The sequence below is a fragment of the Winogradskyella sp. Asnod2-B02-A genome, from assembly GCF_045063645.1.
Taxonomy (GTDB): domain Bacteria; phylum Bacteroidota; class Bacteroidia; order Flavobacteriales; family Flavobacteriaceae; genus Winogradskyella.
Genome location: NZ_JBEFOG010000026.1, coordinates 382,010 through 398,769, shown reverse-complemented (window position 1 = coordinate 398,769; position 16,760 = coordinate 382,010). Strand labels below are relative to the sequence as shown.

At 32.3% G+C, this 16,760-nt stretch carries 9 protein-coding genes; 1 reads left to right on the top strand and 8 read right to left on the bottom strand.

Translation table 11 applies throughout. The annotated features are described in order from the left end of the window. Positions 1-740: 740 nt before the first annotated feature. Positions 741-7,634 (top strand): Ig-like domain-containing protein, encoded by a 6,894-nt coding sequence (locus ACJJVO_RS05225; protein ID WP_405571287.1) that lies wholly within the window; start codon positions 741-743, stop codon positions 7,632-7,634. 91 nt (positions 7,635-7,725) lie between these two features. Here the strand turns inward: ACJJVO_RS05225 and asnB are convergent, their stop codons facing one another. The 8 genes from asnB to tsaE all read right to left on the bottom strand — a co-directional run bounded on the left by asnB (position 7,726) and on the right by tsaE (position 16,648). Beyond that, on the bottom strand, positions 7,726-9,531 hold the full coding sequence (asnB, locus tag ACJJVO_RS05220) for an asparagine synthase (glutamine-hydrolyzing) (protein ID WP_405571285.1): 1,806 nt from the start codon (positions 9,529-9,531) through the stop codon (positions 7,726-7,728). Between the two features lie 260 nt (positions 9,532-9,791). After that, positions 9,792-10,790, bottom strand: coding sequence for an acyltransferase family protein (locus ACJJVO_RS05215; RefSeq protein ID WP_405571284.1), 999 nt, complete (start codon positions 10,788-10,790; stop codon positions 9,792-9,794). A 200-nt stretch (positions 10,791-10,990) separates the two neighbouring features. Then, positions 10,991-12,370, bottom strand: a complete 1,380-nt coding sequence (locus ACJJVO_RS05210) for a nucleotide sugar dehydrogenase (RefSeq protein WP_405571282.1) — start codon at positions 12,368-12,370, stop codon at positions 10,991-10,993. A gap of 153 nt (positions 12,371-12,523) precedes the next feature. Beyond that, positions 12,524-13,543 carry an NAD-dependent epimerase gene (locus ACJJVO_RS05205; protein WP_405571281.1) on the bottom strand — a complete coding sequence of 340 codons (1,020 nt, stop codon included), beginning with the start codon at positions 13,541-13,543 and terminating at the stop codon, positions 12,524-12,526. 89 nt (positions 13,544-13,632) lie between these two features. Continuing rightward, complete coding sequence (locus ACJJVO_RS05200; RefSeq protein ID WP_405571279.1) at positions 13,633-14,010, bottom strand: hypothetical protein; 378 nt, start codon at positions 14,008-14,010, stop codon at positions 13,633-13,635. Positions 14,011-14,087: 77 nt separating this feature from the next. Next, positions 14,088-15,287 carry an alanine dehydrogenase gene (locus ACJJVO_RS05195; RefSeq protein ID WP_405571277.1) on the bottom strand — a complete coding sequence of 400 codons (1,200 nt, stop codon included), beginning with the start codon at positions 15,285-15,287 and terminating at the stop codon, positions 14,088-14,090. Between the two features lie 98 nt (positions 15,288-15,385). Then, positions 15,386-15,940: a hypothetical protein gene (locus tag ACJJVO_RS05190; protein ID WP_405571276.1), complete on the bottom strand. Its 555-nt coding sequence runs from the start codon at positions 15,938-15,940 to the stop codon at positions 15,386-15,388. A gap of 252 nt (positions 15,941-16,192) precedes the next feature. Then, the gene (gene tsaE, locus ACJJVO_RS05185; RefSeq protein WP_405571274.1) at positions 16,193-16,648 is read right to left on the bottom strand and encodes a tRNA (adenosine(37)-N6)-threonylcarbamoyltransferase complex ATPase subunit type 1 TsaE; all 456 of its coding nucleotides are present in this window, start codon (positions 16,646-16,648) and stop codon (positions 16,193-16,195) included. Positions 16,649-16,760: the final 112 nt, after the last annotated feature.

The following is a 16,760-nucleotide window of genomic DNA, read 5'->3' as shown; positions in this document are numbered from 1 at the left end:
GATAAATATTGTAGGTTTTAGTTTTAATTTGGGTGTAATAAATCGTAAGCTACAAATATGTGAAAAATAATTGAAACTCAGATTATTATTTTACGAAGTCATTAGTTCACCGTTTAAATACTGGTTTTTAGAGAAACTGTATAAATATATCGATGAAGGTTATACCAATATATTTGATTGCTATGTTTAAGATACTAGTGATAAGTGGTTTAATTTATAACCTAAATTCTCTTTTTATAAATACAAAACAATATTCTAGATTTTTATGGACCGCTATATTAGAGTGAAAATTATTTATTGATAATACATATTGATTTTAATAGTATAAAAAAAATAGGATTAATTATCCCTATTATTTAGATAGTTGTTTTAACATTTTACTATTAATAATTTTAACTTATTTATATTTTCAATAGGTCAATTTTCAGAGTGTTAATAACTCTGTATAACTAACAATAGTATTTTTTAATACTGTGCAAAGCAACGTTATTTTTGTAAAAAAATCCGTTAAAGTGTTAAACGTTGTCTTTTCAAACATCTAAGAGCGTCTTTTTAACCGTATATCTAAACATTGTTTGAATTGGATATTTAATGTACACTTAAACCTACAATATCTTACGTTTAAACGAATAAAATAACATTAAGTAGTATTTGGTCGAATAATACTGCTTTTAAACAGAAAAATTAATTTTAATATTATATATTGCAATGCCTATAACTATAAAAATGCCCCAAAACCTATGAAATTTTTAAAAATTACGCAACGCCTATTTGGCTATATACCGTTAATAATTCTCCTTTTATCATTTTGTAATATAAGTGCTCAACAATTAGCATTTCCTACGGCTAAAGGTGCTGGTGCTTATGCAACAGGTGGTCGCGGAGGTCAGGTCATTCATGTTACAACTTTAGACTGGGAAGGACCTGGAAGCCTAAAAGAGGCTATACAAACAGAAGGACCAAGAACTATTGTTTTTGATGTTAGTGGTGAAATAGATGCCAGTACACAAGGTAATTATGAGTATGTTATTGACGGCAGAACAGGTAACTATGATAACCTAACCATTGCAGGGCAAACAGCTCCTGAAGGTGGTATTACAGTAAAGACATCTTGGTTTGGATTTGGAAATGTCAATAATTTTATTATCCGTCATATAAGATTTAGGCGTACAACTAGCACGCTTCCATTTGTAGCTTCCGCAGCTTGGTTTAGAGGTTGCTCTAATTTTATAGTAGACCACGCTACTTTTAGCCATGGTCTAAGTCAAAAAGCACTTGATTTATCAGCTAGTGATGGTACTAGCGGAAGTATTACTATTCAAAGCAGTTTTTTTCAAGATAGTTCAAACGGCATGATAATGGGAACAGACACTAGAGAAGAAAATCCACCTTTAGAAGACTTAGGTAATTTTACTTTAGTAGATAATGTATTTAGTGGAATATCTCACAGATTCCCAAATTGTCAAGGTAATGGTCAATATGATATTATCAACAATGTGATTTATAATTGGAAAAATAGACTGGCTAGATTTACACAAGATGGTACATACAATGTTATAAATAATTATTACAAAGCTTCTGTAAATGGACTACGAAAAAGTGGATGGTTTGGCACAACTCCTATTACCAACCTAAATAAGGTACAAGTTATAAACCCATCTGACACTCCTTTAATATATGCTTCTGGTAGTATCATAACGGGACAAAGAGATTTACCACAAGATGATGATAGAGACATGTTTCAATATTTTGATGGTTCAGATCCTCAATATCCTCTTAACACACAAGTGGGTGATCAATTCTTTACCACTACACAATTCCCTTTAAATGGTCAAACATTCGATATAAAAACAGGACAACAAGCTTATTTAGAGGTGTTAGCAGACGTTGGTGCTAACAAGACATTAAATGCTAATGGTTCAGCTAGTTTTTACCAAGACAATAAAGATGCATCTGATATTTTAATGATACAGAATGATACCTATAGTGGTAGCTTTTATGACTCAGTTCAAAGCATACCGCATCCTGTGGTTCCTGAAAATACTAGACCTCAAGATTTTTATGTTTCTAGCCTTCACATTCCAGAATCATGGTTTTTAGCAAATGTTCCAAATGGTGAAGATTATAATGATGTTGCACCAAGTGGCTACACATGGATAGAAGAATATCATAACCAAGTAGATGGTGAAATTATTCCAGTTAACAGACCTGTAATTACCAGAACTGATACTAACCCAACAACCATAGAAGTAGGTGGTACATATATTCCACCAACTGGTACATACACAGATGTTGAAGATGGAAATGGTAATGCTACATTAACAGGAGATGTCGATGTTAATACAATAGGTTCCTATATAATTACGCTAGAACATACGGATAGTGATAATAACAGAGGATTTTTAAATATTGTTATAAATATTATAGCTTTACAAGTAGATGGTGTTGATGCTACAGTAACACCAGAAACAGCGCAGGTACAAGAAAACAATACAGTTCAACTTACAGCAACAGTGAATGGAACTAGTGGAAATGCGACAGATCAAACAGGTACATGGTCTAGTAGTAATGGAAATGTAACAGTAGATGCTAACGGATTAGTTACAGGCGTAAATGTTGGAAGCGCAATAGTCACATTTACAAGTACAGATGGTGGATATACCGATACTTCGAGCATTACTATAAATGCAAATCAGTCTCCAACAGCAATTAGTTTCATAGATGGGGAAGTTGCAAATCCAAACTATTTTTTAGTAAATGAAAATATAGTAAATCCCTCTGCAACTTTGACAACAACAAGTAATGAAGTAGGTGCTACGTTTACATACAGTATTCCAGAATTTAATTTAGATGATTATGAAAGATTTAGCATAATTGGTGACCAATTAATACTAGATTTAACACCGGATTATGAAAACCCTTTAGATACGGCTAGTAATAATATTTATGCTTTAAATGTAGTAACAACAAGCAATACAGGTGGTTCATTTACACAATTTATGCTGTTTTGGGTTCAAGATGTTGTAGATGAATCAGCAATAGTAGTAGAAAGTGTTGAAGTCACACCAAATATAACAGAACTTCAAATAATAGATACCCTACAATTAACGACAACTTTTACACCTTTAGATGCGACTAATCAAAATGGTGTTTGGGCTTCAAGCGATGATTCAATTGCTACAGTAGATACAAGTGGTATTGTTACGCCAAATGCATTAGGTGTGGTTACTATAACATTTACAACTGCAGATGGTGGATTTACCGACACTTCAGAAATAACGGTTTTGCCAGAAGCGCTCCAAGCGAGTGCAGGTACTGACCAACAGATTTGTGAAGGTGAAATAACTTCTCTTACGGCAAGTGGAGGTACAAATTACGTTTGGAGTACAGGTGAAACTACAGAAACCATTGAAGTAAATCCGGCTATTACGACGACTTATACGGTAACCGTTTCAGATGATAATGGCCAGTCAGAAGATGTGACTGTCACAGTAACGGTTAATACTGTTCCATTAGCAAATGCAGGTGAAGATCAGAATATTTGCGAAGGCGAATCAATTAGTCTTATCGCGTCTGGAGGAGATACTTATCTATGGAACACAGGAGAAACAACAGCTTCAATTGAAGTTAATCCTATTATAGAAACTACATATAGTGTAGAAGTGATTACTAATAATTGTTCTAGCACAGATGAAGTCACCATTTTTGTTGACGAGTTACCTAGTATTAGTATCACAGAAGATATTGTAATTGTAGAAGGTGAGTCAACAACACTTACAGCCTTAGGAAGTGATAATTATGAATGGAGTACGAGTGAAATCACAGAATCGATCACTGTAACACCAACTGTTACTACGACATACACAGTAAGTACAGTAAATGCAAATGGCTGTTCAAATATAGCAAGTGTTATAGTGACAGTAATACCAGAAATAATTGCTAATGCTGGAGAAGATGTAACTATTTGCAGTGGAGAAGCAATTACCTTAACTGCGCAAGGAGGATCTTCATATACTTGGAATACAGGAGATTCAGAATCTGAGCTAAATGTGAGTCCAACAGTAACAACAACCTATACTGTTACTGCAGTAGATGATTACGGCTACACTGATACCGATGAGGTTACCATTTTTGTAAATGAATTACCAAATATTACTGTAAGTGATGACGTTTTTATCATGATAGGAACTGAAGCTACACTTACAGCTGATGGTGGAATTTCATATCTATGGAGTACAGGAGAAACGGCTAATGAAATTTTAGTAAGTCCTGATGTAACAACATCATATAGCGTTGTTGGAATAGGTGAGAATGGTTGTGAGAGTACAAAAGAAGTTCTTGTAACCGTTATAGCAGTATTGAGTGCCAATGCTGGTGAAGATGTTTCAATCTGTTTAGGAGAAAGCGTAACATTAAATGCGTCAGGTGGTGTAACATATACATGGAACACAGGAGACACTGGAACATCACCAACTTTTAATCCATCAGAAACTACAACTTATACGGTTACTGTTACAGATGGGTTTGGAAATTCTGATTCAGATGATGTAACGATTATTGTAAATCCGGTACCAATAGCGAATGCTGGTGACGACCAAACGACTTGTCAAAATGAGCCTGTGGTTTTAACAGCAGAAGGTGGAGATTCATACTTATGGAGTACAGGTGAGACAACTGCATCTATTACCGTAAATCCTCTTGAGGATACAACTTATAATGTTGAAGTTTTTACCAATGCATGTTCAGATAGTGATGCTGTTAACGTGTTTGTATTACCAACACCAGATATTACAGTTAGTGATGATATTGTAATTATGTTAGGGGATTCTGCAACACTTTTAGTTTCTGGTGGAGATTCATATTTATGGAGTAATGGAGAAATGGAAAATTCTATACTAGTTAATCCTGCAGAAACCACAACGTATACTGTAACTGGTTTTATAGAAAATGGTTGTGAAAACACAGCACAAGTGACAGTTACAGTTGTTCCGGAAGTCATTGCTAGTGCAGGTAACGATGTTTCAATTTGTTTTGGAGAGAATGTAACCTTGAATGCTTCAGGACAAGGAGATTTTTCATGGAATACTGGTGATGTAGGTACATCACCAACATTTAGTCCAACAGAAACAACTACATATACCGTTACTGCAACTGATAATTTCGGAAACTCAGATTCAGATAGTGTTACAGTTACAGTAAATGAATTGCCAAATCTAACCGTAAGTGATAACATCACCATATTTGAAGGAGAAAGTACTCACTTAATTGCAGATGGTGCAGAAACCTACTTTTGGAATACAGGTGAAACTTCAAATTCTATTATTGTAAGTCCAATAGGTACCACAAGTTATAGTGTTACTGGTTTTTCAGCAAGTGATTGCGAAGTTACAAAAGACGTTATAGTTACGGTTATCCCTGAAGTTATTGCAAATGCAGGTAATGACATTGATATCTGTGCTGGTGAAAGTGTAACATTAAATGCATCTGGTGGTGCTAATTACTCATGGAACACTGGTGGAACTAGTGCTTCAATTACATTAAGTCCAACAGTAACAACAACATATACAGTTACTGTAAGTGATGATTTCGGAAACTCAGATTCAGATAGCGTTACAGTTACAGTAAATGAATTGCCAAATTTAACGGTAAGTGATAACATCACCATATTTGAAGGAGAAAGTACTAATCTAATTGCAGATGGTGCAGTAACTTACCTTTGGAATACAGGTGAAACTTCAGGCTCAATTGATGTAAGTCCTGCAGAAACCACAAACTACAGTGTTACTGGTTTTTCAACAAATGGTTGTCAAAATACAAATGTAGTTACAGTTACTGTGATCCCCTTAGTCGTTGCAAATGCAGGTAATGACGTTTCAATTTGTATTGGAGAGAGTGTGACATTAAACGCATCTGGTAGTACTAATTACTCATGGAGCACAGGAGAAACTAGTGCGTCAATTACATTGACTCCAACAGTAACATCAACATATACAGTTGTAGTAAGTGATGATTTTGGTAACTCAGATTTAGATAGTGTCACGGTAACCGTAAACGAATTGCCAAATCTAACAGTAAGTGAAAACGTTACTATCTATGAAGGAGAAAGTACCAACCTAAGTGCAGATGGTGCAGTAACGTACCTTTGGAATACAGGTGATACTTTAGGATCTATTAATGTAAGTCCAACTGAGACTACAAATTATAGTGTTACTGGCTTTTCTGCAAATGGTTGTCAAAATACAGATGAAGTTACAGTTACAGTAATACCAGAAGTTGTTGCGAATGCAGGGAATGATGTTGCAATTTGTGTTGGTGAAAGTGTAACATTAAATGCTTCTGGAGGTGTAAATTATATTTGGAATACAGGCGGAACAGGAGCTTCACCAACATTTACACCTACAACCACTACAACCTATACGGTTACAGTATCTGATAATTATGGAAATTCTGATACAGATAGTGTTACCGTTACGGTTAATGAATTACCAATTATAACCGTAAGTGAAAATATTACTATAATTGAAGGAGAAAGTATCAGTTTAGTAGTAAATGGTGCAACATCATACCTTTGGAACACAGGAGAAACTTCAAATTCAATAGTGGTAAGTCCTACACAAACTACAATATATTCTGTTGAGGGTTTTACAAACTCTTGTAGTAGTGCTGAAGCAGAAGTAATTGTTACAGTAATACCTTTATTTGTTGCTTCGGCAGGGACAGATGAATATGTGTGTGATAATCAAACTTATGAGGTTGTCTTAACTGCAAGTCAAGGAGATAACTATTTGTGGAGTACTGGAGAAACAACACAGAATATTACAGTAAGTCCATTATCTACTACATCTTATACAGTAACTGTAACTAGTGATGGGCAAGAAGATGCAGATGATGTTACAGTTTATGTAAATCCTAGTCCAGTTGTAACTGTTGCGAATGGGGAGAGCGTTGAAATTTTAAATGGTGATTTTATTACACTATCTGCTTCTGGTGCAAATACCTACGAATGGAATAATGGAGCAACACAGCCAAATATTGCCGTGAGTCCATCAGTAACTACTACTTATGAAGTAAAGGGTTATATTGGTGATTGCTATGATGAAAAACAAGTTGTTGTAAATGTATTACCGCCAGTTATGGCAGATGCAGGAGAAAATGTATCTATTTGTTTAAATGAAGTTACTACTTTAACTGCTACAGGAGGTGATGAATATGTTTGGAGTACCGGCGAAACTACATCCTCTATCGAAGTTTCACCTTCACAAACAACAGAATACACAGTGACAGTGTTTAATGCATTAGATTTTGGAGAGGCTTCCGTACAAGTCGAGGTAGATCTAAATTGTACAGATCAAGTAAGTAACCCTACAGGGATACCAAAAGATTTTGATTTTAATGTTTATCCAAATCCGGCTACAGATATTGTTAATGTAAAGTTTTCTGGAGTATTAGTTGTTTCAGATGTTCATATTTATGATGTAACAGGTAAGTTAATTCAACGTACTCAAATATCTAATGAAAACATCAGTACTAGCGCAACCATACAGGTAGATATTAGTTTACTTCAATCTGGTGTTTATTTTGTGAAATTCATAGGAGAAGAAACAGATATTATTAAAAAAATTATAGTTCAATAAATTTAATATTTAATTAAAAAAAAAGCACCAAAATTTATATTTTGGTGCTTTTTAATTTTGTTCTATTATAAAATAATATCAATTTACTTATTTATCTAAAACCAAATTCATCGTACCATTTACTTAAAACATATAATTTCCAGACATGTGCTGTATGATCTTCTTTATGTTCCATATGTTCGTTTAGTAGTCTTTTAAACTTAGGTACGTTTAAATTAGGAACGCTATTTAGGAAATCATCATTCAAAGCTTTTAAAAATTCGGCTTTAAGATCTGTACGCATCCAATCTCCAATAGGCACAGCAAACCCTCTTTTGGGTTGGTTAAATACATCTTCAGGTATATATTCTTTTAAAATATCTCGTAATATCTTTTTCTGTCTTCCTTTATCATATCTAAAATGCATAGGTAGCGATCTCGCGTATTCTACGACTCTGTAATCTAAAAATGGACTTCTCACTTCAACGGAATAAGCCATACTCGCTCTATCCACTTTTACGTTACTATCGTTTTCTAGCCATAGTTTGATATTTAAATCAGCTGCTTTTTGTAAAAAGATATTAGACCATTTTTTATAGCCTTGATAGTGCTTCATATAGTCTTGTCTCTTTTCCTTTAGAAGAAATCCTTTTCTAGAAAAAATGTTTTCGATAAAATCGTTTCTACCTTTTGTATTCAGTGCATTTTTAATGCGGTGAGAATTCATTCCAACAAGCTTTAAAACACCAGATTTAGCTATAAGTTTTCGGAAAACATAAGGTATATCCATTATTTTCTTATTTCGTACAAGGGAATCAAAATGTTCATAACCAATAAAACTTTCATCTCCACCATCACCAGAAAGCGCAACAGTTACGTACTGTTTAGTAACTTTATTTAATAAAAGTGAAGGCAAGGCAGAACTATCTGCAAAAGGCTCATCATAGACATCTGTAAGCTTTGGAATAAGATTTAATATCTCAGTAGGATTACAAATGGTAGTTTTATGCGTGGTATTAAGAATTTCTGCATATTGTTCCGCTATTTTACTTTCGTCATATTCCGGATCATCAAACCCTATCGAAAATGTACTTATCTTAGAGTCTGAGACTTTTGCTGCCATACTAGATACTAATGCAGAATCTATACCTCCAGATAAAAATGAACCGATTGGTACATCAGACTGTAATCTTATTTTTACGGCATCCAATAAAAGTTCGTGCAGTTCTTTTTTTGCATCTTCATAAGAAATATCTTTTATTTTAACAGGTGTTAAATTCCAATACTCTTCTATATTTAGTGTGTTAGAATTCAAATCAATCTCCATAAAATTACCAGGAGGCAGTTTAAAAACAGTTTTAACTATGGTGTAAGGACTCGGAATAAACATACAGTCCAGAAACATTGAAATGGCATCTTCGCTAACCTTTTTATCTGCGAGCATAGGCTTAATTTGACTACATATTTCAAATTTGCCATCTTCCCAATAGTAATAAAATGGTTTTACACCAAGCCTGTCTCTAGCAGAAAATATCTTATTTGTGGTTGCGTCGTAAATTGAAAACGCGAACATTCCATTAATCTTGTTAAGTACCTCTGTTCCCCAATGTTTATAACCAACTAATAGAACTTCTGTATCACTCTCTGTTTTAAAGCTATAACCTAAATCTTGAAGCTCTTTTCTAATGGTCTTGTAATTATATATTTCTCCATTAAAAACAATCGTTAAATTCTCAATATCCATCGGTTGGTTTGACCGTGGATCTAAATCTAGAATGGAAAGACGCAAGTGCCCAAATGTAATATCATTCAGCCGTTCAATTCCGGTGTAGTCTGGACCTCTGAATGAAATTGACTCGAGCTTGGAATTAATGTCTTCATCTGTATAAAGAATATTAGTTAAATATATGCCGCACATAGTATTAAGTTTTTGTAAAAAACGGATATTTTTTTGTGATAATCACTCGCATTGCAAAAAAAAAGATAAAAATTATAAAAACATAGATGATACGTTGATTTTTAGTATTTACAACATCGAAAAATGACTTTTAAACTATGACTCATTTATTTTAGAGTTAGTTCTCACGAGTTATATTTGATTAAATTCTGTGATAAGAAACTAATAAGTTTTCTTAAAATAGATTTAAAAATTTAATAATGATATTTGTTTTAAAACTATTAAGAACCAATAAGAGCTCTACCAATTTTTAGTTTCATTAATAGACTTCCTAAAAAGAGAGAAATTACCATGGATAAAACAAAAGCTGATATTATCGCTATTGTAATCGGCATTTTTTGGACAAATAGAAAAGTAAAATACACCTTAAGTAACGGCTCGTGGATTAAGTAAAGATAATAACTGTTGTAATTTACAAAAGATACTACGGGCTTAATCTTTGCAATGAAGTTAGAATATTTAACTATGACAATATTTAGAAATCCATAAATAAAACACAATGCCAAAATACTTAACACTAGTCGAAATTGAATAATTGCAAACAAAACATATTTATTTTCAAATGACTTTAAAGCGTAAAAAAATAAGCTAAATAAGATGAGGTGTGATAAAAATATAAAAAGGACTTTTCCTTTAAGGTAATTTAAGATTGTATCAGAATGTTTATTGAAAAGATTACCTATTTGAAAGAAAACAAAATACTTACAAACTAAACCCAAAGGCTGAAGATTAATGTAATTTACAGGTAATAACATGAAATATAAAAAAACACCTAGTAAAATGCTAAAAATATAATGCTTACATAGAAACGTTTCAAATTTATAGTATAACATAAACATGATGAACATCATTAAGAGAAACCACAAATGACCAGCACCAGTCCATAAAGGCATTAAAAATGAGAGCAACGAGTTATAGTCTATTAAAAAATAAACATATATCGGTGCTAAAACTAAATAAGGAACAATTAACCGTCGTGATTTCTTCTTAAAAAGCGTTTTAAAATTTGGATATTTATTATAATTACTTCGAAGATAATAATAGATATATCCAGAAATAAATACAAAAAGCGGCATAGAAATGGTAGAAATATACCTTCCAAGACAATCTGCTATAATGTTGTACTCATAATATTTACTGACATCCCAACTACTTCTAAAAGGTGAAAATGAATGTCTAATAACGACCAAAGTAATACCAATTGCTCGTAGCAAGTTCATGTGACTTAAATCTTTCTTTAACATGCTGGTATTGTTCTTTATGAAGATTAAAAGGCAATTAAACTATGAAGTTAAAGTCTCAAAATATAATTCATGAAAAGAAAATAACTTCAAAGTTTAATTATTATAAACTATTATCGCTTTATGTCAATATAAAATACTAATCTACAAAGTCTTAATAAAATAGTTTTTGTGTTTTATTACTTTCCTATTGAAGAATATTCAAAACCGATTTTTTCCATTTCAGTTTTGTCTAATATATTTCTACCATCAAAAATAAAAGCAGGCTTTTTCATGTGATTGTAGATCTTCTTCCAATCGTAAGTTTTAAATTCATCCCATTCTGTCATAATCGCAACAGCATGAGCATCTTTTGTAACCTCATAGGGATCATTGTAAGACTGAACTAAATCCTTATTTTCTTCTTCAGTTCTAGTATTTAAATAATTAAGGTCAGCTTGCACTTTTTTATCATTTACTTTTGGATCATAAACCGCAATATTTGCTTGTTCGTTTAATAAATGATCTGCAACATATATAGCTGCTGATTCTCTTGTGTCGTTAGTGTCTTTCTTAAAAGCCCAACCCAACATCGCAATTTTCTTGCCTGAAACTGTGTTGTATAATGTACTAATTAAGTGATCTGAAAAACGTCGTTTTTGGTGATCGTTTAAAATGATTACTTGTTCCCAATAATCGGCTACTGCTTGAAGATTATAACTTCTTGCAATGTAAACAAGGTTTAATATGTCTTTCTGAAAACAAGAACCTCCAAAACCAATAGATGCATTTAAGAATTTTGGTCCAATTCTAGAATCCATTCCAATAGCTTTAGCTACTTCGTTTACGTTTGCTTCTGTGTGCTCGCACAATTCAGAAATAGCATTAATTGAAGAAATTCGTTGTGCTAAAAACGCATTAGCAGTTAATTTAGATAATTCAGATGACCAAACATTAGTTCTTAAAATTCTATCTTGAGAAACCCAACTACCATATACATTTGCTAAACTTTCTATGGCTTCTTCAGATTCCCCTCCAATTAATACGCGATCTGGATTTAATAAATCTTGAACAGCAGTTCCTTCAGCTAAAAATTCTGGATTAGATAGAATATCGAACTTTACATCGCTTCCTGTGTTGTGTAAAATACTTTTAATAGCTTGTGCAGTTCTTACAGGTAGAGTAGACTTCTCAACAACAATTTTATCTGTAGTGGCAACTTCAGCAATATTTCTGGCACATAATTCAACATATTTTAAATCAGCAGCCATTCCCTTACCTTTTCCGTACGTTTTGGTTGGTGTATTAACCGAAATAAAAATCATCTCAGATTCTTTAATAGTCTTATCAATTTCTGTAGAAAAGAATAGATTTCGCCCTCTAGTTTCTTCAACAATTTCTGCTAAACCAGGTTCGTAAATTGGTAATTTAGATAAGTCTTTATCATTCCACGCAGCAATACGTTCGGCATTTATGTCTACAATTGTAACTTTTATGTGTGGGTTCTTTTTTGCAATTACAGCCATTGTAGGTCCACCTACATAACCAGCTCCAATGCAACAGATCTTTGTTATTTTCATTGTTTAAATTTATTTAGATTTGAGTCAAATATTATAAATGATGACAAGTTTAATAGAATTATTTTTAATTAGATAATAAATTATACTAATGACGCTTTTTTACGATAAGCATCAATTTATTTACAAAAATAGGAACTTTCGTTCAAATTCTATTTATTTATAATACTTTTTAAACCAATCGATAAAAGACTTAACTCCATCTTTTATTGAGGTATTTGGTCTATAGTCATAGTCCTTAATTAACTCATCAACATCTGCCCAAGTTCGTTCTACGTCTCCTGGCTGCATTTCCATCATGTTTTTAGTAGCAACCTTATCTAGGTTAACTTCTATTTCTTTTATGAAATCTAATAGTTTTACAGAATTATTATTACCAATATTGTAAACTTTATATAGCTTTTTAGATTCAATTCTTTCTGTTGCTGGTTTTTCAATAATTCTAACAACACCTTCTACAATATCATCGATATAAGTAAAATCACGCTCCATATTACCATGATTAAATACTTTTATTGGTCTGTCGTTTACAATAGCGTCTGTAAATAGAAACATTGCCATATCTGGTCTTCCCCAAGGTCCATAAACAGTAAAAAATCTTAATCCTGTAGTAGGTATATTAAACAAATGGCTGTAAGTATGCGCCATAAGTTCATTGCTTTTTTTAGTTGCAGCATATAAACTAATAGGATGATCTACATTATCATCTGTAGAGAACGGTATTTTTTTATTCATACCGTAAACGCTAGAGCTACTAGCATAAACTAAATGCTTTATATCGTTGTTTCTGCAACATTCTAATATATTTAAAAAACCTACTAAATTAGAATCTACATAAGTTTCAGGGTTTTCCAAGCTATATCTAACACCTGCTTGCGCAGCAAGATTACATACAATATCAAATTTTTCTGTCTTAAATAATTGAGGAAGTGCCTCTCGGTCTTCAAGATTCATTCTTACAAAAGAAAAATCTCCTGTTTTACTATTACAAAGACTATTGAATTTAGAAGCTTCAGTTTTATCTATTCCTAATTCGTTAAGTCTATCAAATTTTAAATTAACATCATAGTAATCATTAATGTTATCTAGTCCTACCACTACATGACCCTTAGATAATAATACTTTTGATACATAAAATCCAATAAATCCTGCTGCTCCAGTTACTAATACTTTCATAATAATTTATTTTTATTTTTTTGAAGTGGCTTCAAATATTAAAATTTAGATTGAGAATTCTTAATTCTACGCTAAACAATTTCAATATATTAGTTGTTTGTATATTTAATATCGAGGAGTGTCGCTAAAGATTCGCAATTTTTAATCTTTAATTCCAAATCTCGTTCTTTATAGCTGTTTTCTATATAATAAATTCTACATGAATCTTTGTGTGTTTCACTTTTAGAAAAATCAACACTTCCATATTTCACCAAATTAATTACGGTCGTAGAGTCTAATGTATGTTCTGAAAGAAATAATGATGCTGTATTAGAGTATTGAATAGGTTTAGAACTGATGTTTTTAGTAGTTCTAGCATTTGGGCCATAATCACAGGAAGCATCTTTTCCATTTAAAAAAAACATAAGCAGTATTAAACCAATACCAAAACCACCTAAATAGTAGCCTAAACGTTGTGTAAATTTCATATTTTTTTCTGCAAAAGCAGAATTCTATTTTGAGTTAAACTTTATTAAATACATTAAGTACAAAAACATGCTGTGTACTAGAAAATCAACAAATTGGCATCACTATATTCAAAACCAAACCATTCAGCAACGGATTTGTTAGTTAAAATGCCGTGGTAAAAGTACAACCCATTTTTTAAACCTCTATCAAAACGAAGGGCATTTTCTATTCCTCCGTATTCGCCAATTTCTAATAAATAAGGGGTAAAGATGTTACTAATGGAAACAGACGCTGTTCTTGAGTAACGTGCCGGAATATTAGGTACGCAATAATGAATAACTCCGTTATATTCAAAAGTGGGCTTATCGTGTGTTGTAACTTCACTTGTTTCAAAACAACCTCCCATGTCTATACTGACATCAATGACTACAGAACCTGATTTCATGTTACTTAGCATACTTTCGGTAACTACAATTGGCGCGCGATAAGTACCTCGTACAGCACCAATAGCAACATCACAACGTTTAAGTGCTTTTAATAGATTTTTGGGTTGCATGGTAGACGTATATAAGGTTCTACCCAAGTTATTTTGAAGCCTTCTTAATTTGGTTATAGAACTATCAAAAACTTTAACATTAGCACCTAAGCCAATTGCAGAACGTGCCGCAAATTCTCCTACAGTTCCTGCACCTAATATAACAACTTCTGTTGGTGGCACACCGTTGATATTCCCCATCATTAGTCCATTTCCTCCGTTAACGTTAGATAATAATTCTGAGGCTATTAATATGGACGCTGTACCTGCAATTTCACTAAGTGAACTTACAGCAGGATATGCACCATCATCATCTTTGATATACTCAAAGGCTAATGCTGTGATACGTTTTTTTGCTAAAGCTTCAAAATAAGATTTACTTTGTGTTTTTATTTGAAGTGCTGAAATAAGAAGAGTTTGCGGATTAATTAGTTTAATCTCATCTATTGAAGGTGGTTCTACTTTAAGTATAATAGGGCAGGAGTACACTTTTGCAGTATCCTTTGTGACTTCTGCACCAGCTTCACTATAATCTTTATCTTTAAAATTGGCTCCATTTCCTGCACCAGATTCAAATAATACACGATGTCCGTTGGCTGTTAATGCTGATACAGCATCTGGAGTTAAACACACACGTCGTTCTTGAAAATGAGTCTCTTTTGGAATGCCAATAAAGAGTTCTCCTTTCTGCTTTAAAATTTCTAAGGTTTCTTCTTGAGGTAATAATTGGGCTTTGGTAAATGGAGATAGAGATAGACTCATTGAAGTTGTTGACTTTAGTTTACCCTTGCAATATAACGATTATGGCTATATTAATATAACTTCAATTTATTATAAGTATAAAATATTTTACTGTAATCCTAAAAATACTGTTTAATTCTACTCCAAACACCTTTAGGTTTAATCATAAACTCTGCTTCAAGTTCTTCTAAGGTTTTATCTGATTTGTTGATCTTATTAAACATTTTGGCTCTGATTAAATAAATTGAAGGAACAATAACAACTAAAATAGGAAGTAATACTACAAATGTGCCTTCATCAATATTTCCAGCTTCTGCATTCCAAGTTATAACAGCTTGAAACGCAAACATTATAATAGGTACTAAAATTGCGTGATACCACCAATGACGGCATGTAAAAAACCAAATAGTTAATAATAATAAAGGAATAAATTTACTAGTATATACCCACATAGCAAACTGTGCTTCTTCCCAAGCGCCACTTTCATAGGTAAACAAAAAAGTGTTCCACACTTTAACAGTTGGAACACTTTCATGTAAAGAATATAAAAGAGGAGTAGATACTATTATAGTGGCAATTATTGAGCCAACTATAGCACTTCTACTTAATCTTTTATTAGCCGTTTGGAATGAGCTTTCTTTTCTTAACTTCAATTTTGTTTGTAGTTTGTCCATCTAAGTCAATAATGTTAGTAGCCTGTACAGTAAATAACATTCCTCCGAAGATAGCAATTGCAAGTACTAAATTTTTTTTGTTTTTCATAATTTAAGGGATTTAATTAATTAATTACTTCAAAAGTAAGTACACTATTAAATGCTTACAAATGTGAAGTAGTTAAAATCCAATAAATATAGAAGCTTCAATTACGGTTTTTCCGCAATACTATCGCAATCCTGTAGGAATATTAGTAAAGTTTTCTTAAAACTTTACGGGTTCATGGCTAAATTTTTGGTTAAATGTTTTACGTTTATAGTTAATTTGAGGGATCTTTTATTATCTTCTAGGTCAGTAATGGTAATGGCTTGATGGTTTTCAGGAACCAAATCTTTTATACGTTCTGGCCATTCCATAAATAACCAATGATTACTATTTAAGTAATCTTCTATTCCAAAGTTGTAAGCCTCTTCAATAGATTCAATTCTATAAAAATCGAAATGATATACCTTGTCATTTGGTAAATTATACTCATTTACAATAGAAAACGTTGGGCTTGTTGCTACATCATTACTATGCATTGCTTTTAATAGTGCATTAATGAATGTTGTTTTACCTGCTCCCATATTTCCATTAAACAGAATGGTTTTAGAATCTAAATTTTCTAATACTCTAACTGCTGTAGCTTCAATATCTTTTAAATGGTATGTAAACTCTATGGTTTTCACTCTGATTTTAGTAAATTAATTTTACAATAGTATAAAATATATTTAAGATATCCTAGCAAAAAGTGTATTTCATCGATTATTTATGCACTTTAAAGGATTATTTGATTTGTTC

Excerpts from the sequence above, each read along its gene's own strand:
- ACJJVO_RS05210 (WP_405571282.1), bottom strand. The coding sequence starts at position 12,370 with ATGAAAATAACAAAGATCTGTTGCATTGGAGCTGGTTATGTAGGTGGA.
- asnB (WP_405571285.1), bottom strand. The coding sequence starts at position 9,531 with ATGTGCGGCATATATTTAACTAATATTCTTTATACAGATGAAGACATT.
- ACJJVO_RS05195 (WP_405571277.1), bottom strand. The coding sequence starts at position 15,287 with ATGAGTCTATCTCTATCTCCATTTACCAAAGCCCAATTATTACCTCAA.
- ACJJVO_RS05190 (WP_405571276.1), bottom strand. The coding sequence starts at position 15,940 with ATGGACAAACTACAAACAAAATTGAAGTTAAGAAAAGAAAGCTCATTC.
- ACJJVO_RS05225 (WP_405571287.1), top strand. The coding sequence starts at position 741 with ATGAAATTTTTAAAAATTACGCAACGCCTATTTGGCTATATACCGTTA.
- ACJJVO_RS05205 (WP_405571281.1), bottom strand. The coding sequence starts at position 13,543 with ATGAAAGTATTAGTAACTGGAGCAGCAGGATTTATTGGATTTTATGTA.
- ACJJVO_RS05200 (WP_405571279.1), bottom strand. The coding sequence starts at position 14,010 with ATGAAATTTACACAACGTTTAGGCTACTATTTAGGTGGTTTTGGTATT.
- ACJJVO_RS05215 (WP_405571284.1), bottom strand. The coding sequence starts at position 10,790 with ATGAACTTGCTACGAGCAATTGGTATTACTTTGGTCGTTATTAGACAT.